Below are 22,398 nucleotides of genomic sequence, written 5' to 3' on the forward strand. Positions count from 1 at the left end.
CGTCGTGTTACCGAAACCCGGGCCCGCCGGGATCGAGAACGGAATGTCGATCGGGCCGACGGACCCGAAGATACCGCCGAACAGGGTGTATTCCGGGCCCCCGACTACGAAGTTCAGCCGAGGTCCGCTGATGGTTATGGTCGGAACGCGAATGGGACCGACGGTGCCGGACAAGGTGGTAAGAGTGCCGAGATTTATCACCCCGATGGTGTACGGCAAAGTGGTGATGTCCAGTGTGCCGCCGGAAATCGTCATGTTCAACGGGATCCGCATGCCGAAGTCCACGGGAATTTCTTCGATGCGCATCGAGTAGGAGAACCCGTTGATGCCCTGGGCGTCGCCGCGGATGAACATCCCGTTGTTCATGTTGCCCGAGTTGCCGATGCCGGTGTTGATGTTCCCGGAGTTGCCGATCCCGGTGTTGAGGTTGCCGGTGTTGAACCAGCCGGTGTTGGTGTCCCCGGCGTTGAAGTCACCACTGTTGAAGCTGCCCTCGTTGAAACTTCCGGTGTTGTAGCTACCCCGGTTACCGATACCGGTGTTGAAATCACCGGGATTGAACAACCCGGTGTTACCGATACCGGAGTTACCGATACCGGTGTTGTAACTGCCGGTGTTGAACAACCCCGAGTTACCCACCCCGGCGTTCATAAAGCCGCGCAAATCAAAACCGGAGTTACCGATACCGATGTTGCCGTCACCGGTGTTGAAGAAACCGATGTTGTTGTCCCCGGTATTGCCGAACCCGATATTGCCGGTGCCGGTATTGCCGAAGATGTCGGCCGCAGCGGCCGCCGCCGAACCCGGATTGAGACTCTGAGCCAGCAGGTTGCTGAGGTTGGCGTTGTTCAGCAGGGTGTTGATCGTCTTGCTGCTCAGCAGGCTGCTCACGGCGGGACTACTCAGCAGGCCGCTTATCGACGGACTGCGCAGCAAGTTGGTCACCGCGGGGCTGTTGAGCAGGTTGCTCACGGTCGGGCTGCTCAGCAGGCTGGTCACACTCGGGCTGCTCAGCACACCGGTCAGAGCGGTCGTGACGGTTGCGCTGTTGAGCAGGCTGTTCAGCCCGCCCGAACCGGACAGGCTCGCGACAAACGCCTGCAGGCCAGCACCCGACCCGCCGAAGCGACCCCACAGGCCCGAACCCCAGCCGTTACGTCCGAACGATCCCCAACCCCCGGCCGCAGCCGGTCCACCAGTACCGATACCGCCCAGCTCGTGCAGGCGGAGGTTCGCCAGGCCGCCGGTACCCAACTGCAGACCGCGCAACACCCCGGCGAGGTCGAACCCACCCAGCAGGCTGCTCAGCCGCACGCTGACCGCACCCAAGCCGCCGCCTTTGAGGCCACCGTTCACACCGGCGGCCAGGCCCGACAACTCCGCCACCGCAGCCTTGACGAAACCGCCCGCACCGGCCAACGAACCCAACGGCAACTTGGTGAACGGGGTCAACGCCGCCGCAGCCGCCGAAGCACCACCGTGGTAACCCAGCATCGCGACCACGTCCTGGGCCCAGAACTGCTCGTAGGCCTCTTCCATCGCCGCGATCGCCGGCGCGTTCTGGCCGAACAGGTTCGACACCACCAGCGACACCAGCGAATTGCGGTTGCCCGCAATCAACGCCGGGTGCACAATCATCGACCGCGCCGCCTCATAAGCCGAGACCACCGCCTGCGCCTGCACAGCAGCTTCCTCGGCCGCAGCGCCGGCCGCAGACAGCCACGCCGTATACGGGGTCGCCGCAGCCGCCATCGCCGCCGACGCCGGCCCCTGCCAGGCATCGTTGACAAGCCCCGACGTCACCGCCTGGAAGAACGACGACGCCGAATTCAACTCGCTCGCAAGACCACCCCACGCCGACGCCACCGACGTCATCGGCGCCGATCCCGCACCGATCAGCATGTTCAGGGAGTTGATCTCAGGTGGCAAGGTCAAAAAACTCACCGGCTCAATCCTCTTCCTTACAGTGCAGACTGTCGCTGTTCGACGTGTGTGGAGTAATACCTGGTAGGCCGCTTACGTGGCCGATTCATTGAGTGCTTACGTGCCGTTTGGACCGTTGGTGCCCGGAGTGCCTGGGGCGGCGTTGACGTTGCCGGGAGCGCCTGCCGCACCGCCGCCGCCGCCCGCGCCGAAGCCGCCGTCGGCTCCGTTTCCGCCAGCAGTCCCGCCGCCCAGGCCGGCCCCGCCGGTACCGCCGTTGGCGTGGTTGGCGCCGGCGCCACCGTTTGCACCGTTGCCGCCGTTGCCGCCAACCGTGCCGGTGTTCGGAGCACCACCCGTGCCGCCGGCGCCACCCTGCCCGCCGTTGCCGGAGTTGCCGGCGTTTCCGCCGACGCCGCCGCCGTTGCCCGCGCCTCCGTTACCGCCGGCGCCACCGACGCCACCAGCACCCGCAGTGCCGGCGTTACCGCCGAGTCCACCGAGCGCGGTGCCCTTGGCGGCACCGCCTGTGCCACCGGCACCTGACTGGCCGCCCGTTCCGCCTTGCCCGCCATTACCGCCGGCTCCACCCGCGGTGGTGTCGGTGCCGGCTCCACCGAGGCCTCCGGCACCGCCGGCACCGCCAGCACCGGCGTTACCACCGGTGCCGCCGGTGGCGCCAACCACGGTGCCACTCGTCGCGGCACCGCCAACGCCGCCGGTGCCGGCCGTTCCGCCGTTACCGCCGGCGCCACCGTCACCACCGTCACTGGCGGCGCCATTGGTGCCGCCACCGGTCGCGGTACCACCGGACGCACCGTTGCCACCGGCGCCGCCAACACCGCCAGCGCCACTGTTGCCACCGGCGCGGGCGTCGCGGTTGCCGGCCGTGTTGCTGTTCTGGCCATTACCGGCCTGTCCACCGTTGCCGCCGTCGCCGGCCTCGCCACCGTTTCCGGCGGCACCCGCGGCGCCACCTGACTGGCCGTTACCGCCCGCACCCGCGGCACCGCCGGCGCCGCCGTTACCGCCGGTGCCACCATTGCCACCGGCACCACCAGTGGTACCTCCGCCAGACCCACCGGTACCACCAGTGGATCCGATGCCGCCCTGGCCACCGTTGCCACCAAGGCCGCCGTCAGTAGTCGCGGTGCCGGCACCACCGGTACCACCGGCACCAGCAGCTCCACCAGCGGCACCATTACCGCCGTTACCGCCGGCGATGCGGTTGCCGGTGCTGTTACCGCCGTTGCCAGCCGTCCCGGCGTTACCTCCGCCGCCACCGTTACCGCCGTTACCGGCCGTGCCGTTGTTGCCGAGCGTGGCCGTACCCGCGTCGCCGCCGGTGCCACCGCCTCCGCCGATGCCGCCGGCGCCGGCTGCGCCGCCGGCGCCACCGGTAGCTGCGCTGGCGCCAGTACCGCCGTTACCGCCCTGGCCGCCCTGGCCACCGTTTCCGGCACTGCCGCCGTTGCCCGCGTCACCGGAGACAGATCCGCCGGCGCCACCGGCGCCACCGTTGCCGCCCTGGCCGCCGGTGCCACCGCCACCGCCAGCGACGCTGGCGCCGCCGTTGCTACCGGTGGTGCCGGTCGCGCCATTGCCACCGCTACCGCCGTGACCGCCGTCACCATACGAACCGCCGGCACCACCGTTGCCGCCCTTACCACCGGCCGAGCCATTGGTGAGCGCGCCGGCGTTGAAGCCGTTACCGCCGTCGCCGCCGTTGCCGCTGTTGATCGCCCCGGCGCCGTTAGTGCCGTTGTTGCCGACAGTCGAGCCGGTGCCCGCCGTGCCGCCGGTCCCGACCGCGCCTGCGTCGCCGCCCTTGCCGCCATTGCTGGCGTTGATGTTGCCCGCAGTGCCGTCGGCGCCGCGGCCGCCGTTCCCGCCGAGGCCCGCTCCACCACCGGCGCCGCCGTCTCCGGCAGCACCCACGGTGCCTGCGGTGGCAGCGCCACCGTTACCGCCTGCGCCACCGTTACCGCCGGCGCCACCAGCTCCACCGAAGCCGCCGGCCGTGGTCGGGTTCGTGGAGTTGGCGCCTAGACCGCCGTTACCGCCTTGTGCGCCTGCGCCGCCGGTACCGCCGGCACCGCCGTCACCGGACACCGTGCCGCCGGCGCCACCGTTGCCGCCGACACCACCGAAGCCGCCGGCAACCCCGGCGCCGCCGTTGCCACCCGAGCCGACCCCGGCCGCACCGGCCTTGCCCTGCAGACCCGCACCACCGGCGCCGCCGTGACCGCCGTTGCCGGCCTCCCCGGCGTCGCCACCGTGACCGCCGGCACCACCGCCGGCTTGACCGATACCGCCAGCACCACCGGCGCCGCCGTCACCAGACGTCGCACCGCCGGTGCCGCCGTGACCGCCGGCACCACCGACACCCAACGGTGACTGGCCGAGGCCGCCCGCACCGCCGATGCCACCAGTACCCGTCTCGCCGCCGGCGCCACCTTCACCGCCGGCGCCACCGTTGCCGGCCTGCGCTCCGCTGACACCACCCTCACCGCCGGCGCCACCGGCACCGGTGCCGTCGCCGGCACCACCCACGCCACCGGCACCACCGTTGCCGAGCACACCGCCGGCCCCACCGTTGCCGCCGACACCTCCGGCTGCGTTCGAGCCCGCCTCGGCGGCGTAGCCCTTGCCGCCGACACCGCCGTCGCCACCCTCGGTGGCCGCAGCGCCGGTAACGCCGTTCGGACCGCCGCCGGGCCCGCCAGTACCCTTCGCCGCACCGGCCCCGCCGGTGCCCGCGGCGCCACCCTGACCACCGGTACCGCCGTTGATGTTGCCGGAGTTGCCGTCGCCACCGACACCACCGGTGCCGCCGATGCCGGCCGCACCACCGTTACCACCGGCGCCACCGGCGCCGACTGCGCCCGCAACGCCCTTCGCCGCCGCACCGCCGGCGCCGCCGTTACCGCCGACACCGCCGACGCCACCGTTACCGCCTTGACCGCCGACGCCACCGCTTCCGCCGCCATCCAGGCCGGTCTCACCGACACCACCGGTGCCGCCCACGCCACCGACGCCACCGGCACCGCCCGCGCCACCGGCGCCACCGTTGCCTGCCAGCGAGCCGGCCGCGCCGCCGGCACCGCCGTGGCCGCCGATACCTCCGGCCTGGCCGGTGTCACCCTGCAGACCGGTGCCGCCGGTCGCGCCCTGCGCACCCACTGCGCCGCTACCACCGGCGCCACCGGCGCCACCGTTGCCGACCGAACCGCCCTTACCGCCGGCGCCGCCGTTACCGCCCGCTGCGCCGGTCACGTTGCCCGCGGCGGCGTTGTACCCGTCGCCGCCGGCACCGCCGTTGCCTCCAGTGGTGGCCGCGGCGCCCGCGGCGCCATTCGCGGCAGCGACGGTCCCGTTGCCGTTCAATCCACCGACTCCGCCGGCCCCGACGGTGCCGGCGTTACCGCCGATCCCGCCTGCGCTGCCGTGGATGCTGGTGATGGTGCCGTTTCCGCCGTGGCCGCCGTCGCCGCCGAGTCCGGCGTTACCGCCGGCACCGCCGACACCGCCGACGCCCAGGTTGCCGAGCGGGTTCTGTGCGAGGCCGCCACGACCGCCGCCGCCGCCTTGGCCACCGGCGCCGCCGACCCCGCCGGTACCGCCGATCTGGGACGGGTCAGCTGCGTAGGCGCCGACTGCGCCGGTGCCGCCCTGCCCGCCAATGCCACCCTGGCCGCCGGTCCCGCCAGAGCCCGCCTTCGTCCCGGCGTCACCGCCGGCACCACCGGTACCGCCGTTGCCGCCGGTCCCACCGGCACCACCGGTTTGGGTCGGGTCGGTGCCGGTCGCGCCGATGGCGCCGTTGCCGCCGGCACCGCCCGCACCGCCATTGCCCACCAGGCCACCGGCACCGCCGCGACCACCGTTACCGCCATTGGCGCCCGGCGTGACAGCGTTCCAGCCCGCGCCGCCGGCGCCGCCGTTGCCGCCAGTCAGCGCCGCGGCGCCCGCGGCACCGCTCGCAGCTGCGCTGGTTCCGGTGCCGTTCAATCCGCCGGCTCCGCCGGCCCCGACGCTGCCGGGATTTCCGCCCTGGCCACCGACGCCACCGTTGCGGACGGTGGAGTTACCGGCACCGCCGATCCCACCGTTACCGCCGAGTCCCGCAGCGCCGCCGTTACCGCCGACTCCACCGGCACCGGTAGCGCCACCGGTACCGGAACCCAGCGCGGTGCCCCCGACGCCGCCGGCGCCACCCTGACCGCCAAGGCCGCCGGCGCCGCCCACACCACCGGTTCCACCGGTCGCACCTGCCACGGTCGCGTCAGCACCAGTGGCGCCGCTGCCGCCGGCTCCGCCGAGACCTCCGGCACCGCCGGCGCCTCCGGCGCCGCCGTCGCCCGATATCGCGCCGCCGTGGCCACCAGCCCCACCGACACCGCCGGTGCCGCCGGTCACTCCGGTACCACCCGCACCGCCGGGAGTGACCGCATTCACGCCCGCCGCGCCGGCCACGCCGGCGCCACCCTTACCACCGGCGCCGCCGTTGCCGGTCACCCCGCCGTCGCCGCCGGCACCACCGGTCCCGCCGACCACGCCGACACCGCCGTCACCGCCCTTGCCTCCGGCGGCACTGCCGTCGCCGTTACCGCCGGCACCGCCGGTGCCACCGTTACCCGCCGATCCGGCGTTACCGCCGACACCACCGTTACCGCCGGCCGCATTCGAGCCACCTGCGGCGGTGAGACCCGCCCCGCCGGTACCACCGTTGCCACCGCCGGTGGCCGCGGCACCCGCGGCGCCGTTTGCCGCACCAAGCGAGCCCGCACCGCCCGCGCCACCGACGCCGGCGTTACCGCCCTGACCACCGGCACCGCCATCGGGAGTGCCGATGTCGCCGGCGCCGCCGACGCCGCCGTTACCGCCAAGCCCGGCCGCACCACCGGCACCGCCCACTCCGCCGGCCCCGAACAGGCCGGCGCCACCGGCCGCACCGCCGGCGCCACCGTTGCCGCCCTGACCACCGGCGCTGCCCGTCGCACCCGCGACGGTGGCGTCCGCGCCGTCACCGCCGTATCCACCTGCGCCGCCGGCACCACCGGCACCGGCCGTGCTGAACAGCGTTCCGCCGTTACCACCGGCACCGCCCGCCCCACCGGTACCACCGGCGATGAGCGCCGACGGGTCACCGGTCCCGCCGGCCCCGCCGGCACCGCCCACACCGCCGGCGCCGAACATGCCGGCGTTGCCGCCAGTGCCGCCCACACCGCCGGTCAGACCGGGACCGGCACCGATGCCGCCGGCGCCGCCGGTACCGCCGTTGCCGTACAGCATCCCGCCCGAACCGCCCATACCGCCGTTGGCACCGGCGCCGCCCACGCCGCCGACGCCGCCGTTGCCGAACCATCCGGCGGCGCCACCGACGCCACCGTTGGCCCCCACGCCGCCCGCACCGCCGACGCCACCGCTACCGAACAACCCGGCGGCGCCGCCGGCACCGCCGACCTGACCGGCCGCGCCGGATCCGCCTGCCCCACCGTTGCCCCACAACAGGCCGCCGGCACCGCCGGCGGCGCCGGTCCCCGCCGCGCCGTTGGCGCCGTTGCCGATCAGCGGGCGCTGGAACAGCGCCTGTGTGGGCGCGTTGATCAGATCCGTCGCGGCTTGCAACGGGTTGACGTTGGCGACCTCGGCGGCCGAGTAGGCACCACCCGCCGAACTCAAGGCCTGCACGAACTGCTGGTGAAACGTCTGGGCTTCCAGGCTCAGCGCCTGATAGCCCTGCGCGTGCGTGCCGAACAACGCGGCGATGGCCGCCGACACCTCGTCGCGGGCTGCCGGTAACAACGACGCGATGGGTGCCGACCATGCGCCGTGGGCCTCGGTGATCGACGTTCCCAAGATCTCCAAGTTCGCCGCGGCCGAGGCGAACAGATCCGGGGCAGCCACCAAATACGACATCGCTGAAACTCCTGTGGTTCATAGCTGACGAGGTCACTCGAATGGGGAATGTACATGCTCTCGACAACGAAATGCCAGAAGTTGAAACAGGAATTTTCAGATTTTTCTGGAGGGCTTATCCGGCATCCGCCCGGACGCCCGCCGCGGGCCCATCACCGAATGTTTGCCGGACAGTGTTTGAATTCATAATCATCCACTGCTGACTCATCGAGGTCTTCTCAGACAGCCGGGCATGTTATTCAGAATTAGTTGTGCTGCAACGTGTTTGACAATCTGTCAGATACCTCGAAACATAGGGCCCGGTACTGACGCAAGTTGAATACGAAATGCTTTCGGTGCTCGGAATCGTGGATGAAACAGCCTTGTCGCAAGCGGGCAACCCGCGGTATTAAAGTTTGCTAGAGGGCGTAGTTGCGGCTGCGCGGCGACGTTGTGCGCGTGACAGTTGCGGTCGCGGATGTCACGAACGACGGCACGCCGCCGCCCACGCCGACAGACCCCTTCGGGGGTAGACAGAGCGGTCTGCCAGCTAACGCCGGGACGCTATCGAACCGGATCGGCTACTTGCCGTACCGACGATGCCGCATGGTGTAGTCGCGCAGGGCGCGCAGGAAGTCCACGCGCCGAAACGCCGGCCAGTGCGCCTCGGTGAACCACATCTCCGAATAGGCGCTCTGCCACAGCAGGAATCCGGACAGACGCTGCTCCCCCGAGGTGCGGATCACCAGGTCCGGGTCGGGCTGCCCGGAGGTGTAGAGGTTCTCCGAGATGCCCTCGACAGTGACCGCCTCGATAAGCTCCTCGGCGCTGGCGCCGTTGGCGAGTTGCTTGCTCAACAGGGCCCGAACCGCGCCGACGATTTCCTGCCGTCCCCCGTAGCCCACCGCGACGTTGACGTGAAAGGTGGCGTTCTGCGGAGTGGAGTCCACCGCGTCGCGCAGTCGACGCGCCGGCTCTTCGCCGAGCAGCGCAAGATCGCCGACGGTACGCACGCTCCAGCGGTTGGCCGGCGCGCAGATCTCCTCGACGACATCGGTGATGATCTCGATCAGGGCGGTGAGCTCGTCGGCGTCGCGCTGCAGGTTCTCGGTGGACAGCAGGTAGACGGTGGTCATCTCGATCCCGGCTTCCTGGCACCACCGCAGCATCTCGGCGATCTTGACTGCCCCCATGCGGTAACCGACGCTGACGTCGTCGTAGCCCAAGCTGCGCGCCCAGCGGCGATTCCCATCGCACAAGACCGCGATGTGACGCGGCAACTCGGATCTCGTCGCGGCCAGACCCTGCCGCAGCCGCAGCTCGTACAGCCGGTACAACGGCTCCTTGAGCCGCGGCGGGACGATCTCCACGAGGATCACCCTACTGTGACGTGCGCCAGTTTCTCGGGTCGAATTCCGGCTATATCACTGAATGTCCATCAGGTTCTACTCAGCTGATTTCGCTAACCTGATATGACCCCATCGGTAGATCACAGACGAGGACAGATGAGCAGCCAAACCAGCACGCTCACCAACGCTGAGCAGGAAAAGGACGAATCCTCGCCGGTGCAGACCGCCCAGGATGCAGTCGAAGGCGCAGCGCACCAGATCGTCGAGGGCGTCGCCAAGGTCCTGACCAAGCCCCGTTTCCGCGGCTGGATCCACGTCTACTCGGCCGGCACGGCGGTCGCCGCGGGCGCCTCGCTGGTGGCGGTGTCCTGGGCGGTGGATTCCACCAAAGCCGGCCTGGCGACGATGCTCTACACCTTCGCCACCATCATCATGTTCACCGTCAGCGCCACCTATCACCGGGTGAACTGGAAGTCTGCCACCGCGCGGACCTGGATGAAGCGCGCAGACCACTCGATGATCTTCGTCTTCATCGCGGGCAGCTACACACCGTTCGCGCTGCTTGCCCTACCGGGCCACGACGGCCACGTGGTGCTGGCCATCGTCTGGGGCGGTGCGCTGGCCGGAGTCACGCTGAAGATGCTGTGGCCCTCGGCGCCGCGCTGGGTGGGGGTGCCGCTGTACATCCTGCTGGGCTGGGTCGCGGTCTGGTACACCGGGACGATCCTGCACAACGCCGGAGTCGCGGCCATGGTGCTGCTCTTCGTCGGCGGCGCGCTCTACAGCATCGGCGGCGTCCTCTACGCGGTGAAGTGGCCGGACCCGTGGCCGAGCACCTTCGGCTACCACGAGTTCTTCCATGCCTGCACCGCGGTCGCGGCGATCTGCCACTACATCGCGATGTGGTTCGTCGTCTTCTAGATCGCGTTCTAGAGCTGGGTCATGTCGGCCGCTGACCAGTAAGCCTTCATCGCGGTGACCTTGCCGCTGTCGTCGAACACCATCGTCTCGATGGGCTCGATGCGCATCGTGTGGTCGCCGATGGTGACCGTGAGCCGGAAGTGGAACGCCGCTTCGTTGCCGCAGACTCGCAGCGTCACCAGTTCGCATTCACGTTGTGCGCCTGTCACTACCGAGTAAAAACCCTGGATGGCGCGGGTGCCGATGTGCACTTCGCCGCCGACCGGATCCTCCAGCGTGGCGTCGTCGGCGTAGAACGCGGTCAGATCCGCGGCGCTGCCGTCGCTCACGGTCTTGATGTAGCGGTGCACCGTGTCGGTGATCAGCTGGACACGGTCGGCGGCGTTCGGCATGGGACGCACGCTACTACCCGGGCACGCCGAGGGCCGACGCGAGTTGGTCGGCGCCGGTGACCGGCAGATCGCAGACCCGACCGCGGCACACATAGGCGGCGTCGGCGCCGTTGACCCGGTCGCGTCCGACCAGCAGCGGCGACGAGTCCACCGGGCCGCCGGCGACGATCGCTCCGCCGGGGGCGAGCCGGCGGGCTTCGGCCAACAACGACGACGGTTCGGCGCAGGACACCGCGATCTGCAGCGGTCCGCGGACGGCCGCTTCGGCGACGGCCAGCCAATGTCCGGCTGAGCTGGGCGCGCGCGCCAGCAAGACCGAGTGGGCACCCAGGGTCGCGCCCGCGACTTGCAGATAACGCTCGGCGCGTGGCCCGTCCACCAGATGCGCCGCGATCAGCAGCGCCTCAGCGATCGACGACGCGCCGGACGGGGTGGCGCCGTCCAGCGGGTCGGTCGGCCGCAGCACCAGCTGCTCGGCGTCGTCGGCGGTGTCGAACCACCGGCCGGGCCGCTGCGGATCACCGAAATGCTGCACCGCCGCGTCCAGCAGCCCGGTGGCCGAGACAAGCCATCGCCCGTCGGCCGTGGCTTGGTAGAGCGCCGTGAGCCCGACAGCCAGCATGGCGTGGTCCTCGAGGATCGCCGCACTCTCGCCCACCACTCCACCCAGGCTGGCGCGCCGCAGCCGGCCGTGGACCACGTGCAGTTCGAGTAGCGCGCTCGCGCAGCGCCGGGCCGCGTGGACCAGCTCCGGGTCGCCGAGCGCGACGCCGGCTTCAACGAGTGCGGTGATCACCAGTCCGTTCCAGGCGGTCACCACCTTGTCATCGCGCCCGGGCTGCACCCGGGTATGCTGGGCGGCCAGCAACCGGGCCCGGACGGTCTCCAGTCGCGCCAGGTCGTCGGGGTCGCTGAGCAATTGCAGCACCGAGGTGCCGTGCTCGAAGGTGCCCGACTCGGTGACATTGAAAACCCTTGCCGCCCAACGACCGTCATCGGCGCCCAGCACCTGGGTCAGTTGCGCGGGCGTCCACACATAGGTCGACCCTTCGCGGCCGTCGGCATCGGCGTCCAGCGAAGAGACGAACATGTCGTCCGCGACGAGGTCGTCGAGCAGGAACCGAGCGGTCTGCGCCGTGATCCGGCGCGCCAGCGGGTCCCCGGTCCGCCGCGCCCAGTGCGCGTAAACCCGCAGTAGCAGCGCGTTGTCGTACAGCATTTTCTCGAAATGCGGTATCACCCAGGCGCTGTCGACGCTGTAGCGGGCGAAGCCGCCGGCCAGTTGGTCGTAGATGCCGCCGCGGGCCATCGCGTTGCCGGTGCGGGTCACCGCCTGGAGCGCGGCGGGCGACCCGGTGCGCTCGTAGTTGCGCAGCAGTGCCTCCAGCAACGCCGACGGCGGGAATTTGGGGGCGTGGCCGAAGCCGCCGTGGACGGTGTCCTGTTCGCCCAGTACGACGGCGACGGCATGGTCGCACAGTTCCGGGGCCACGTCGGGACCGCTACCGAGTAGACCGGAACTCATCGAGCGCAGCTCCCCGGCGATGTGGTCCGAAGCTTCCTCGACCTCACCGCGACGTTCCCGCCAGGTGTCGCTGATCGCCGAAAGCAGTTGCAAGAAGCTGTCTTTGGGGTAGTAGGTGCCGCAGAAGAACGGCCGGCCGTCCGGGGTCAGAAAGCACGTCATCGGCCAGCCGCCCTGCCCGGTCAACGCGACGGTGGCGTTCATGTAGACGGAGTCGATGTCGGGCCGCTCTTCGCGATCGACCTTGATGCAGACGAAGTCCGCGTTCATCGCCGCCGCGACGTCGTCGTCCTCGAACGACTCGTGCGCCATCACGTGACACCAGTGGCAGGCGGCGTACCCGATCGACAACAGAATCGGCACGTCGCGCGCGGCGGCGTCGGCCAGCGCCTGCGGCGTCCACTGCTGCCAGTGCACCGGGTTGTCGGCGTGCTGGCGCAGGTAGGGGCTGGTGGCCTGCGCGAGGGTGTTGGTGCCCGCGCCGTCAGCCGGGGTCATGAGCGGCCGGCCGCGCGGGTCCGTCGCCGTCGGACCCCGGGTCGGCGCGGTCGACCGTGTCGGTGCCGTCGTCGGCGGCCTGGTCCGGTTCCGGGTGCTGCCGGTCGAACGATTCGGGGACCTTCTTGAGCTGCCGGTTCATCGAGCGCACCAGGAAGACCGTGGCGACGACCAGCAGCACGACGATCAACAAGCCCAGCGGGCTGGCCTTGCCGAAGTCGGGGCCGGGGTTGCGGGTGCCGCCGTCTGCAATCACGGTGAGCAGAAGGGCGTTCACTGGTCCGGCTCGATTCCGGCGAACAGGTCGGTCTCGGGCAGTGCCACCGGGACCCGCGAGCGGGCCAGCTCGAATTCCTCGGTCGGCCACAGCCGCTCCTGCCACGAGATCGGGGCGGCGAAGAACTCGGCGTTCGGGTCGATCTGGGTGGCGTGCGCGAGCAGCGCATCGTCACGCTGGCCGAAATACGCCGAGCACTCCACGCGGGTGGTCACCCGTTTCTCGAAGTGGTCGTGCTCGGGCAACCAGTGCTTGAGCCATTTGTCGAACGGCCCCTTTTGGCCGTGCTTCTCGAACTCGTCCTGCAACAGCTGCATCCGGGCCCGCAGGAAACCGTGCACGTAGTAGAGCTTGGACACCGTCCAGGGTTCGCCGGCATCGGCGAACCGCCGGTGGTCACTGCCCGCCTCGTAGGCGGCGACGGAAACCTGATGGCAGCGGATGTGATCAGGGTGCGGGTAACCGCCGTTCTCGTCGTAGGTGATCATCACGTGCGGTCGGAACTCCCGGACCACCCGCACCAGCGCCTCGGTGCACGTCTCCAGCGGCGCCAGCGCGAAGCAGCCTTCGGGTAGCGGCGGCGGCGGGTCTCCTTTGGGTAGGCCGGAGTCGACGAAGCCCAGCCAGGTGTGCTCCACGCCCAGGATCTCGGCCGCTTTGGCCATCTCGTCGCGGCGGATCTCGTGGATGTGTCCGTGTACGTCGGGCAGGTCCATCGCGGGGTTGAGGATGTCGCCGCGTTCACCACCGGTCAACGTCACCACCAGCACTTGGTGACCCTCATCGGCGTACCGGGCGAGGGTCGCGGCGCCCTTGCTGGATTCGTCGTCGGGGTGGGCATGTACCGCCATCAACCGCAGCTTGCTCACGTGCTCCCTAGTGTTCGTCCGGCTCTGTCGAGTGCCACCTATAATTCCAGTTCTCCTGTACCCCACAACTCCCCAGGGCATGACTGACGATTCGCTCGAGCGTCCCGAGGCACGCTACGGCCGCACCCGCCTCTCCCGGAAATCACGGCGTTGGGTGATCCTCGGTCTGACCGCGGCGGCCCTGGCGGCGGGCATCGCCATCGCAGTCGTCGGCTACCAGCGGATCGGCACTGCCCCGGTCACCGGGACGCTGGCGGGCTATCAAGTGATCGACGACGAGACGGCCTCGGTGATCATCAGCGTCACCCGCAAGGACCCGTCGCGCCCGGTGGACTGCATCGTGCGGGTGCGGTCCAAGGACGGCAGCGAGACCGGCCGGCGCGAGGTGCTGGTGCCGCCGGCCGAGCAGGCCACGGTGCAGGTCACCGCGACCCTGAAATCCAGCAAGCCGCCGGTGATCGCGGACGTATACGGCTGCGGCACAGACATACCCGCCTATCTGCGCTCGCCGTGACCGCCCGACAAACGCCGAACTGCGGATATGTCAGTCATCATCGGTTAGCGCGGTGGTAACGTAGTCGAGTGCACGGTCCTGCTTGGGACCGTGTATTGCTGCATTAGGGGCGGGGGGACTGGCCCCGAAGCGGGATCAGTATTCACGCGAATACGCGGAACGACAAAGCAAGGAGCGCCACGAGATGACGGACACTCAGGTGACCTGGTTGACCCAGGAGTCACATGACCGACTCAAGGCCGAGCTCGATCAGCTGATCGCCAATCGTCCGGTCATCGCCGCTGAAATCAACGACCGCCGCGAAGAGGGGGACCTGCGGGAGAACGGCGGATATCACGCCGCCCGCGAGGAGCAGGGCCAGCAGGAAGCCCGCATCCGGCAGCTGCAGGATCTGCTCAACAACGCCAAGGTTGGCGAGGCGCCCAAGCAGTCCGGTGTCGCGCTGCCCGGTTCGGTGGTGAAGGTCTACTACAACGGCGACAAGTCCGACAGCGAGACCTTCCTGATCGCCACCCGCCAAGAGGGCGTCAACGACGGCAAGCTTGAGGTCTACTCGCCGAATTCACCGCTGGGTGGCGCGCTGATCGACGCCAAGGTCGGCGAAACCCGCAGCTACAAGGTGCCCAGCGGCAACACGGTCGAGGTGACGCTCGTCAGCGCGGAGCCCTACCACTCCTGAGTCCTGCTTAGGGCGCCGAGAGTGAAGCGCGCGACGCCTGAGCGGGGTGTCGCGTCGTCAGTTTCACGCTCGGCGGAGACGCAGACCGGCGGGAAGTCAGGCCAGCGCCTGTTCGAGATCACCGAGCAGGTCGGCGACGTCTTCGATACCCACCGAGAGTCGCACCAGGTCGTCAGGAACTTCCAGCTGTGACCCGGCAGTGGACGCGTGCGTCATGGCGCTGGGGTGTTCGATCAGCGATTCCACCCCGCCCAGCGATTCGGCGAGGATGAAGATCTTGGTGCCGGCACACAGCTGCTCGGCCGCCTGCCGTCCGGCGCGCATCCGCACCGACACCATGCCGCCGAAACCGGACATCTGCCGCGCGGCGACCTGGTGACCGGGGTGGTCGGGCAGGCCGGGGTACAGCACGGCGCTCACCGCCGGATGTTCGGCCAGGAATTGCGCGACGGCTGCGGCGTTCTCGCTGTGCCGCTGCATCCGCAACACCAGAGTCTTGATTCCCCGGATGGTCAGGTACGCGTCGAACGGGCCCGGCACCGCGCCCGCGCCGTTCTGCAGGAACGCGAACGCCTGGTCGAGTTCTTCGTCGTCGGTGACCAGCGCGCCGCCCACGACGTCGGAGTGACCACCGATGTACTTGGTGGTCGAGTGCAGCACGATGTCGGCGCCCAACGTCAGCGGGCGCTGCAGCGCGGGTGAGGCAAAGGTATTGTCCACCAACACTTTCGCCGACGTCTCGGCTCCCAACTGGGCGATACCGGCGATGTCGGCGATGGACAGCAGCGGGTTGGTCGGCGTCTCCACCCAGATCAACCGCGTCTGCGAAGTGATGGCTGCCCGCACCGCGTCCAGGTCTGACAGCGCCACCGGGGTGTAGGCGACGCCCCATTGCGTGAAGACCTTGTCGATCAGCCGGAAGGTGCCGCCGTAGGCGTCGTCGGGAATGACCACGTGGTCCCCGGGTCGCAACACGGCGCGCAGCACACAGTCGGTCGCGGCCATGCCGGAACTGAATGCGCGCCCGAACCTGCCGTCCTCGATCGCGGCCAGCGCGGCCTCCAACGCCGACCGGGTCGGGTTGCCGGTGCGCGCGTACTCGAACCCGCCGCGCAGGCCGCCGACCCCGTCCTGGGCGAAGGTGCTGCTGGCGTAGATCGGGGGGTTGACGACGCCGGTCGCGGGATCCGGGCGATAGCCGGCATGGATCGCCTTGGTGGCCAGGCCGGTGAAGACGTGTTCATCGCTCATCGAGGGCCAGCCTAATCGCGTCCAGCGCCGCTCGGGCATTGAGTGTGCGCCTACGGCCTTGAGCGTGAAGCTATGGCTTCCAGGGTGAAGCCAGGGCGGGAAATCGCGAATTCTCCCGCCCTGCTTGCACTTTCAAAGCCCTGTGTTCACTCTCGTCCGGCCGCGGGACCCGCATCCGGTCCGATTGACTCGATTCGGATCAGAGTGGCAGGCAGACCGTTGTCATGATCTTGTCGGCTAGGGTTTGACGCGTCTTATCCCACAACGGGAACAGGAACCCGACATAGCAGATGATCGCGTCGACGAAGTGCGCGAGCTGGCGCACCAACGACATGCTGAATCCCAGCGGGTCGCCGCTGACCTCGCTGACCACCTTGAACTTCATGATCGACTTGCCGATGCTCGACCCCGTGACGCCCTGCTTGTAGCCGTAGTTCCAAACCACGTAGGCAGCGATCGCCCCGTTTGCCACCAAATTCAGCAGCGTGGCGACGATCGAGTCGTCCGGCACGACCAGCGCTATCGCCGTCGTGATTGCACCGATGACCAGCACCGGGGCGAAATCGATCAGGAATGCAAGCGCCCGGGTTCCCCACGGGGTGTAGGACTCCGTCGGCAGCTCCCTGATCGCCGGGCCGGGCGGCGGCGGTGCGACCGCACCCGTGGGTGGTGGCGGCGGCGGGTAGCCACCGGGCGGCGGCGGTGGCGGTGCCGCACCGGCGACCGCAGGCGGATTGAATCCGGCACCGCCCCCGGCGTTCGGCGGCGGCGGAAACCCGCCCGACGGTGAGCCGCCGGACGACCCGGGCGGCGGAGGCGGGGGTGGGTAGGACCCGCCGGGGGGCGGCTGAGCGGTCATGGGCAACCTTCCGACGAGGACTAGCTGAACTTAGCGGGATACTAGCGTCGTCGCGTTCCCTCGGACAGGAAGCCCAACAGGTCGTAGCGGGTGATCACCCCGACCGGCTTGCCCTCCTCCACCACCATCAGCGCGTCCCAGTCGCGCAACGCCTTGCCTGCCGCGCTGGCCAGTTCACCTGCCCCGATCAGCCGCAACGGCGGGCTCATATGTTGCGACACCGCGTCGGCCAGCTTGGCGCGACCTTCGAACACCGCCGACAACAGTTCGCGTTCGGAGACACTGCCCGCGACCTCACCGGCCATCACCGGAGGCTCGGCGCCGACGACCGGCATCTGCGACACCCCGTACTCGCGCAGGATGCCGATGGCGTCGCGCACGGTCTCCGACGGATGGGTGTGCACCAGATCGGGTAGCGCACCGGACTTGCGCCGCAACACATCCCCCACCGTTGCCTCCGCGGCCGAGCCGTCGAGGCGGCTGCGCAGGAACCCGTACGACGACATCCAGGCGTCGTTGAAGATCTTGGCCATGTAGCCGCGTCCGCCGTCGGGCAGCAGGACGACGACCAAGCTGTCCGGTCCAGCCTGTTCGGCGACTTTCAGCGCCGCCACGACGGCCATCCCGCAGGATCCGCCGACCAGCATGGCTTCTTCACGCGCCAATCGCCTGGTCATGTCGAATGAGTCGGAGTCCGAGACGGCGATGATCTCGTCGGGCACCGCCGGGTCGTAGGCGGCGGGCCAGAAGTCTTCGCCGACGCCCTCGACGAGGTAGGGCCGGCCGGTGCCACCGGAGTACACCGAGCCTTCCGGGTCGGCGCCGATGATGCGCACCCGCCCGTCGGAGACCTCTTTGAGGTAGCGGCCCGCGCCGGTGATGGTGCCGCCGGTCCCGATGCCGGCGACGAAGTGGGTGACCTTGCCGTCGGTGTCGGCCCAGATCTCCGGGCCGGTGGTGGCGTAATGGCTAGCCGGACCCTCCGGGTTGGAGTACTGGTCGGGTTTCCACGCGCCCTCGGTTTCGCGCACCAGTCGGTCGGACACGCTGTAGTAACTGTCCGGATCCTCCGGCGGCACCGCCGTCGGGCACACCACGACCTCGGCTCCATACGCGCGCAACACGTTTCGTTTGTCCTCGCCGACTTTGTCGGGGCAGACGAATACACATTTGTAGCCGCGGCGCTGGGCGATCAGAGCCAGTCCGACACCGGTGTTGCCCGAGGTGGGCTCGACGATGGTGCCGCCTGGCTTCAGTTCGCCGCTGGCCTCGGCGGCATCGATCATCCGCTCGGCGATCCGGTCCTTGGAGCTGCCGCCGGGGTTGAGGTACTCGACTTTGGCGGCCACTACGCCCGCGCCTGGGGGGACGACGGAGTTCAGCCGAACCAGCGGGGTACCGCCGATGAGGTCACTGATGTGCTGCGCGATTCGCATGCGCCTATGGTCTCAGGCGGTTTCGCGCGGCGCCGCACTCGGGCCGACCGCTGGCCCTCGCGTCGCCTGCTGGCCCGTCGCGCCCGCTAGCCCGTGGCCTCGCCCGCTAACCCGTCGCCTCGCGGATGTACTCCCCGATCTGCCGCAACGAGCGTTCCGCCTCGGGCAGTACCGGTCCGGCGACCTGGAAGTCGTGCACCTGTCCCGGCCAGACCCGCACCTCGGCCGGCACCCCCGCCGCGGCCAGCCTGCGTGCCGCCAACTGTGCGTCGTGCAGCAACACCTCAGAGCCGGACACGTGGATCAACGTCCGCGGCAGGCCGGGTTCGATGTGCTCGAGCGGTTCGTAGATATCTTCGGGACGACCGAATTTCTTGTTCTTCGCCGCACAGCTAGCAACTAATTGACCAAGCGCGTCAAAAGCCCTGGACGGAAACATTGCGTCCGTTTTGATATTCGGATGGGCCTGCTTGTCTTCCTTTGCCAGCTGCAGCAACGGCGAGATCGCCACCAGCGCCGCGGGCTCCTCGCCTTCACGCAGCAGCCGCTGCGCGAGGGACAGCGCCAGGTAGCCGCCGGCGGAGTCGCCGGCCAGCACGATCTGCTCCGGGTCGTATCCCAGCTCGCGCAACCAGTAGTAGCCGTCGTAGCAGTCGTCGAGAGCCATCCCGATGGAATGCTTGGGCATCAGCCGGTAGTTGACGACGAGAACGGGCGCGTCAGCAAACTTCGACAGTGTCTCGACCAGTCGGCCGTGGGAATTTGCTCCACAGGTCAGGAACGCGCCGCCGTGCAGGTACAGCACGACCCGTCGGGTACCGTCGGCGGGCAGCACACCGGATGCCCGAACCAGTTGCGCGCAAGCATTTGGCAGCTTCACCTCGGCTCGTACACAGTTGGTCGCGGGCAGCAGCACGCGGGCCGCATGATCGATCAAACCCCAGGGCCAAGGCAGGTGCGGGACGTAGCTACCGGCAGCCAGAACGGGTCGTATCGTGACGCGCGTCGCAAGCGTGGCTAACCGCGCAGCGACACTTGGGCCGGCCTCGACCACCTCGACGGGTGCGCCGTCACTGATGGCAAACCTGCGGGCTTCGAGTCTACGGGCCTTCAGCGCGTCGCGCGGGCGAATCGTGACTCTGGGTGAACCGGAGACCTTACTTGGAGCGGTCATGCTCAACACTTCCTACGCCGTTGTAGTCCGATACAGCATGTGACGAGTTCGATGGTGCCGAGCTCGCAAACTTAGCTTGGCAGCCGATTACCCACTCGACATCCGTTTATTCAGTTCGATATCGCATTTGTTTCACACCGTAACCGGTTTGTTCTTCAGCTACCCACGAAATGAGCACAACAGTTCTAAACTAGATCCGTGAGCATGCGCGTGCCACGGCGTTCCACGATCGCTCTGGCCACTGCGGGTGCACTCGCCTCGACGGGCACGGCCTATCTGGGCGCACGCAACCTGCTGGTGGGTCAGGCGACGCATGTGCGAACCGTGATCCCGAAATCCTTCGACATGCCGCCGCGCGCCGACGGCGTCTACGCGCCCGGCGGTGCGCCGGTGCAGCGCTGGCGGCGGGGAACGCCGTTCGATCTGCACCTGATGATGTTCGGCGACTCGACCGCCACCGGCTACGGATGCAGCAGCGCCGAGCACGTGCCGGGCGTGCTGATCGCGCGCAAGCTGGCCGAGCAGACCGGCATGCGGATCCGGTTGAGCACCAAGGCGATCGTCGGTGCCACCTCCAAAGGTCTGGTGGGACAGGTCGACGCGATGTTCGTGGCCGGTCCGCCGCCGGACGCGGCGGTGATCATGCTGGGCGCCAACGACATCACCGCACTCAACGGGGTCGGCCCGTCGGCGCAGCGGCTGGGCTCGTGTGTGCGCAAGCTGCGCAACCGGGGCGTCGTGGTGGTGGTGGGCACCTGCCCGGATTTCGGTGTCATCACCGCCATCCCGCAGCCGTTGCGCCACCTGGCGCATACCCGCGGTTCGCAGTTGGCCCGCGCCCAAGCCGCCGCCGTGCGGGCTGCCGGCGGTGTGCCGGTGCCGCTGGCATTGCTGTTGGCACCGCGTTTCCGCAGCGGCACTCCCGAGTTGATGTTCTCCGCGGACCGGTACCACCCGTCGGCCACCACCTACGCACTGGCGGCCGAGGAGTTACTGCTGGCCATGCATCAAGCTCTGAGTGAGAAGGCCGGAATTGCGTTGCCGCCGTTGCCTTCTCGATCCACCGCTCTGGCCGGCGGCAGCAGCGAGCAGCGACGCACGATTTTGTCGCGGCTGTGGCGGCGCCAGGCAGCACCCGTCGCGGAGACGGTCGACGGGTAGCGACTAGATTTATTGCGTCTCGTCCTAGCCGGGCCGGGTGGGCGTTCCCATCTGCGCCACTCTCCGAGGGAGCCGTCATGCCCGAAGCCGTCATCGTCTCAACTGCCCGTTCACCGATCGGCCGCGCCATGAAGGGTTCGTTGGTCGGCATGCGGCCCGACGATCTGGCCACCCAGATGGTGCGCGCCGCACTCGACAAGGTGCCGGCACTGAACCCGCACCAGATCGACGACCTGATCCTGGGTTGCGGCCAGCCGGCCGGTGAGTCCGGTTTCAACGTCGCGCGCGTGGTCGCCGTGCAGCTCGGCTACGACTTCCTGCCGGGCACCACCGTCAACCGATACTGCTCGTCGTCGCTGCAGACCACCCGCATGGCGTTCCACGCGATCAAGGCCGGCGAGGGCGACGCGTTCATTTCGGCCGGTGTGGAGACGGTGTCCCGGTTCGCCAAGGGCAGCGCCGACTCCTGGCCGGACACCAAGAACCCGCTGTTCGACGAGGGCCAGCAGCGCACGGCCGCCGCTGCCGCGGGTGCCGACGAATGGCACGACCCCCGCGCCGACGGGAACGTGCCCGACATCTACATCGCGATGGGTCAGACCGCCGAGAACGTGGCCGCGCTGACCGGCATCAGCCGCGAAGACCAGGATCACTGGGGAGTACGCAGCCAGAACCGCGCCGAGGAGGCGATCAAGAACGGCTTCTTCGAGCGTGAGATCAGCCCGGTCACCCTGCCCGACGGCAGCACCGTCAGCACCGACGACGGCCCCCGCGCGGGTACCACCTACGAGAAGATCAGCGAGCTCAAGCCGGTGTTCCGGCCCAACGGCACGGTCACCGCGGGCAACGCCTGCCCGTTGAACGACGGCGCCGCCGCGGTCGTGATCACCAGCGACACCAAAGCCAAGGAACTCGGCCTGACGCCGTTGGCGCGCATCGTGGCCACGGGTGTGAGCGGGCTGTCCCCGGAGATCATGGGCCTGGGCCCGATCGAGGCGGTGAAGCAGGCGCTGGGGCGGGCGGGCATGTCGGTGAACGACATCGATTTGTTCGAGATCAACGAGGCGTTCGCAGTGCAGGTGCTGGGCTCGGCGCGCGAGCTGGGCATCGACGAGGACAAGCTGAACGTCTCGGGCGGGGCGATCGCGCTGGGCCACCCGTTCGGCATGACGGGTGCGCGCATCACCGCTACCCTGCTGAACAACCTGCAGACCCACGACAAGACATTCGGTGTGGAGACCATGTGTGTCGGGGGCGGGCAGGGTATGGCGATGGTGATCGAGCGGCTGTCATAGCTGCTTTGGCGTTGACTCTGCGTTCAGGGCGCAAAAGTGCGAGAAGGCGGCGTCCTCAGCGCAGACTCAACGCACTCCCGACCCCGCCGTCCGTTGACTCTGCGTTCAGGGCGCAAAAGTGCGAGAAGGACGCACCCTCAGCGCAGACTCAACGCACTCCCGACCCCGCCGTCCGTTGACTCTGCGTCCAGGGCGCAAAAGTGCGAGAAGGACGCACCCTCAGCGCAGACTCAACGCACTCCCGACCCCCGCCGTCCGCTGACTCTGCGTTCAGGGCACAAAGTACGAGAAGGCGGCACCCTCAGCGCAGACTCAACGCACTCCCGACCCCCGCCGCCCGTTGACTCTGCGTCCACGGCGCAAAAGTGCGAGAA

At 69.1% G+C, this 22,398-nt stretch carries 16 protein-coding genes; 5 read left to right on the top strand and 11 right to left on the bottom strand.

What is annotated here, in order from left to right; translation table 11 throughout:
• From AC5Y46_RS25830 to AC5Y46_RS25840, 3 genes are all read right to left on the bottom strand, one after another.
• The coding region (locus tag AC5Y46_RS25830) for a PPE domain-containing protein (protein WP_499993768.1) at positions 1 to 1,944 on the bottom strand (1,944 nt) is incomplete at its 3' end.
• Between the two features lie 96 nt (positions 1,945 to 2,040).
• Positions 2,041 to 7,845, bottom strand: coding sequence for a PE family protein (locus AC5Y46_RS25835; RefSeq protein WP_499993770.1), 5,805 nt, complete (start codon positions 7,843 to 7,845; stop codon positions 2,041 to 2,043).
• Between the two features lie 560 nt (positions 7,846 to 8,405).
• Positions 8,406 to 9,194 (bottom strand): (2Z,6E)-farnesyl diphosphate synthase, encoded by a 789-nt coding sequence (locus tag AC5Y46_RS25840; protein ID WP_499946937.1) that lies wholly within the window; start codon positions 9,192 to 9,194, stop codon positions 8,406 to 8,408.
• Between the two features lie 135 nt (positions 9,195 to 9,329).
• On the opposite strand from AC5Y46_RS25840, the gene trhA reads away from it, so the two are divergent.
• Positions 9,330 to 10,094: a PAQR family membrane homeostasis protein TrhA gene (trhA, locus tag AC5Y46_RS25845; protein ID WP_499946936.1), complete on the top strand. Its 765-nt coding sequence runs from the start codon at positions 9,330 to 9,332 to the stop codon at positions 10,092 to 10,094.
• An 8-nt stretch (positions 10,095 to 10,102) separates the two neighbouring features.
• On the opposite strand, the gene AC5Y46_RS25850 is transcribed toward trhA, so the two are convergent.
• Genes AC5Y46_RS25850 through mca form a run of 4 tightly spaced genes read right to left on the bottom strand, consistent with a single transcriptional unit; the run spans position 10,103 to position 13,655 of the window.
• Positions 10,103 to 10,486 (bottom strand): nuclear transport factor 2 family protein, encoded by a 384-nt coding sequence (locus tag AC5Y46_RS25850; RefSeq protein WP_499946934.1) that lies wholly within the window; start codon positions 10,484 to 10,486, stop codon positions 10,103 to 10,105.
• 13 nt (positions 10,487 to 10,499) lie between these two features.
• Complete coding sequence (locus tag AC5Y46_RS25855) at positions 10,500 to 12,509, bottom strand: thioredoxin domain-containing protein (protein ID WP_499946933.1); 2,010 nt, start codon at positions 12,507 to 12,509, stop codon at positions 10,500 to 10,502.
• Positions 12,496 to 12,786: a hypothetical protein gene (locus tag AC5Y46_RS25860; protein ID WP_499946932.1), complete on the bottom strand. Its 291-nt coding sequence runs from the start codon at positions 12,784 to 12,786 to the stop codon at positions 12,496 to 12,498. Before AC5Y46_RS25860 ends, AC5Y46_RS25855 begins: the two co-directional genes overlap by 14 nt.
• Positions 12,783 to 13,655 carry a mycothiol conjugate amidase Mca gene (gene mca / locus AC5Y46_RS25865; RefSeq protein WP_499946931.1) on the bottom strand — a complete coding sequence of 291 codons (873 nt, stop codon included), beginning with the start codon at positions 13,653 to 13,655 and terminating at the stop codon, positions 12,783 to 12,785. The genes AC5Y46_RS25860 and mca overlap by 4 nt, the downstream gene beginning before the upstream one ends.
• Positions 13,656 to 13,734: 79 nt before the next feature.
• Here mca and AC5Y46_RS25870 point away from each other — a divergent pair, with 79 nt between their 5' ends.
• Positions 13,735 to 14,169 carry a DUF4307 domain-containing protein gene (locus AC5Y46_RS25870; protein WP_499946930.1) on the top strand — a complete coding sequence of 145 codons (435 nt, stop codon included), beginning with the start codon at positions 13,735 to 13,737 and terminating at the stop codon, positions 14,167 to 14,169.
• A gap of 184 nt (positions 14,170 to 14,353) precedes the next feature.
• Positions 14,354 to 14,848 (top strand): transcription elongation factor GreA, encoded by a 495-nt coding sequence (greA, locus tag AC5Y46_RS25875; RefSeq protein ID WP_036364008.1) that lies wholly within the window; start codon positions 14,354 to 14,356, stop codon positions 14,846 to 14,848.
• A 96-nt stretch (positions 14,849 to 14,944) separates the two neighbouring features.
• Here the strand turns inward: greA and AC5Y46_RS25880 are convergent, their stop codons facing one another.
• The 4 genes from AC5Y46_RS25880 to AC5Y46_RS25895 form a co-directional block, all read right to left on the bottom strand.
• A complete protein-coding gene (locus AC5Y46_RS25880; protein WP_499946929.1) occupies positions 14,945 to 16,099 on the bottom strand; it encodes a cystathionine gamma-synthase in 1,155 nt (384 codons plus the stop codon).
• 199 nt (positions 16,100 to 16,298) lie between these two features.
• Complete coding sequence (locus AC5Y46_RS25885; RefSeq protein WP_499946928.1) at positions 16,299 to 16,958, bottom strand: RDD family protein; 660 nt, start codon at positions 16,956 to 16,958, stop codon at positions 16,299 to 16,301.
• Between the two features lie 41 nt (positions 16,959 to 16,999).
• Positions 17,000 to 18,394, bottom strand: coding sequence for a cystathionine beta-synthase (locus AC5Y46_RS25890; RefSeq protein ID WP_499946927.1), 1,395 nt, complete (start codon positions 18,392 to 18,394; stop codon positions 17,000 to 17,002).
• A gap of 106 nt (positions 18,395 to 18,500) precedes the next feature.
• Positions 18,501 to 19,568 carry an alpha/beta hydrolase gene (locus AC5Y46_RS25895; RefSeq protein ID WP_499946940.1) on the bottom strand — a complete coding sequence of 356 codons (1,068 nt, stop codon included), beginning with the start codon at positions 19,566 to 19,568 and terminating at the stop codon, positions 18,501 to 18,503.
• 210 nt (positions 19,569 to 19,778) lie between these two features.
• Between AC5Y46_RS25895 and AC5Y46_RS25900 the strand changes: the two genes are divergently transcribed.
• Together AC5Y46_RS25900 and AC5Y46_RS25905 are read left to right on the top strand one after the other, a co-directional pair.
• Positions 19,779 to 20,729: an SGNH/GDSL hydrolase family protein gene (locus AC5Y46_RS25900; protein ID WP_499946939.1), complete on the top strand. Its 951-nt coding sequence runs from the start codon at positions 19,779 to 19,781 to the stop codon at positions 20,727 to 20,729.
• 77 nt (positions 20,730 to 20,806) lie between these two features.
• Positions 20,807 to 22,024 carry an acetyl-CoA C-acetyltransferase gene (locus AC5Y46_RS25905; RefSeq protein ID WP_499946926.1) on the top strand — a complete coding sequence of 406 codons (1,218 nt, stop codon included), beginning with the start codon at positions 20,807 to 20,809 and terminating at the stop codon, positions 22,022 to 22,024.
• The last annotated feature ends 374 nt before the right edge of the window (positions 22,025 to 22,398 follow it).

Source organism: Mycobacterium sp. NGS59, assembly GCF_059812345.1.

Bases quoted from the DNA above. Each gene is read 5' to 3' on its own strand.
- AC5Y46_RS25835 (WP_499993770.1), bottom strand. From the start codon at position 7,845: ATGTCGTATTTGGTGGCTGCCCCGGATCTGTTCGCCTCGGCCGCGGCG.
- trhA (WP_499946936.1), top strand. From the start codon at position 9,330: ATGAGCAGCCAAACCAGCACGCTCACCAACGCTGAGCAGGAAAAGGAC.
- AC5Y46_RS25850 (WP_499946934.1), bottom strand. From the start codon at position 10,486: ATGCCGAACGCCGCCGACCGTGTCCAGCTGATCACCGACACGGTGCAC.
- AC5Y46_RS25855 (WP_499946933.1), bottom strand. From the start codon at position 12,509: ATGACCCCGGCTGACGGCGCGGGCACCAACACCCTCGCGCAGGCCACC.
- AC5Y46_RS25870 (WP_499946930.1), top strand. From the start codon at position 13,735: ATGACTGACGATTCGCTCGAGCGTCCCGAGGCACGCTACGGCCGCACC.
- greA (WP_036364008.1), top strand. From the start codon at position 14,354: ATGACGGACACTCAGGTGACCTGGTTGACCCAGGAGTCACATGACCGA.
- AC5Y46_RS25880 (WP_499946929.1), bottom strand. From the start codon at position 16,099: ATGAGCGATGAACACGTCTTCACCGGCCTGGCCACCAAGGCGATCCAT.
- AC5Y46_RS25885 (WP_499946928.1), bottom strand. From the start codon at position 16,958: ATGACCGCTCAGCCGCCCCCCGGCGGGTCCTACCCACCCCCGCCTCCG.
- AC5Y46_RS25890 (WP_499946927.1), bottom strand. From the start codon at position 18,394: ATGCGAATCGCGCAGCACATCAGTGACCTCATCGGCGGTACCCCGCTG.
- AC5Y46_RS25895 (WP_499946940.1), bottom strand. From the start codon at position 19,568: ATGACCGCTCCAAGTAAGGTCTCCGGTTCACCCAGAGTCACGATTCGC.
- AC5Y46_RS25905 (WP_499946926.1), top strand. From the start codon at position 20,807: ATGCCCGAAGCCGTCATCGTCTCAACTGCCCGTTCACCGATCGGCCGC.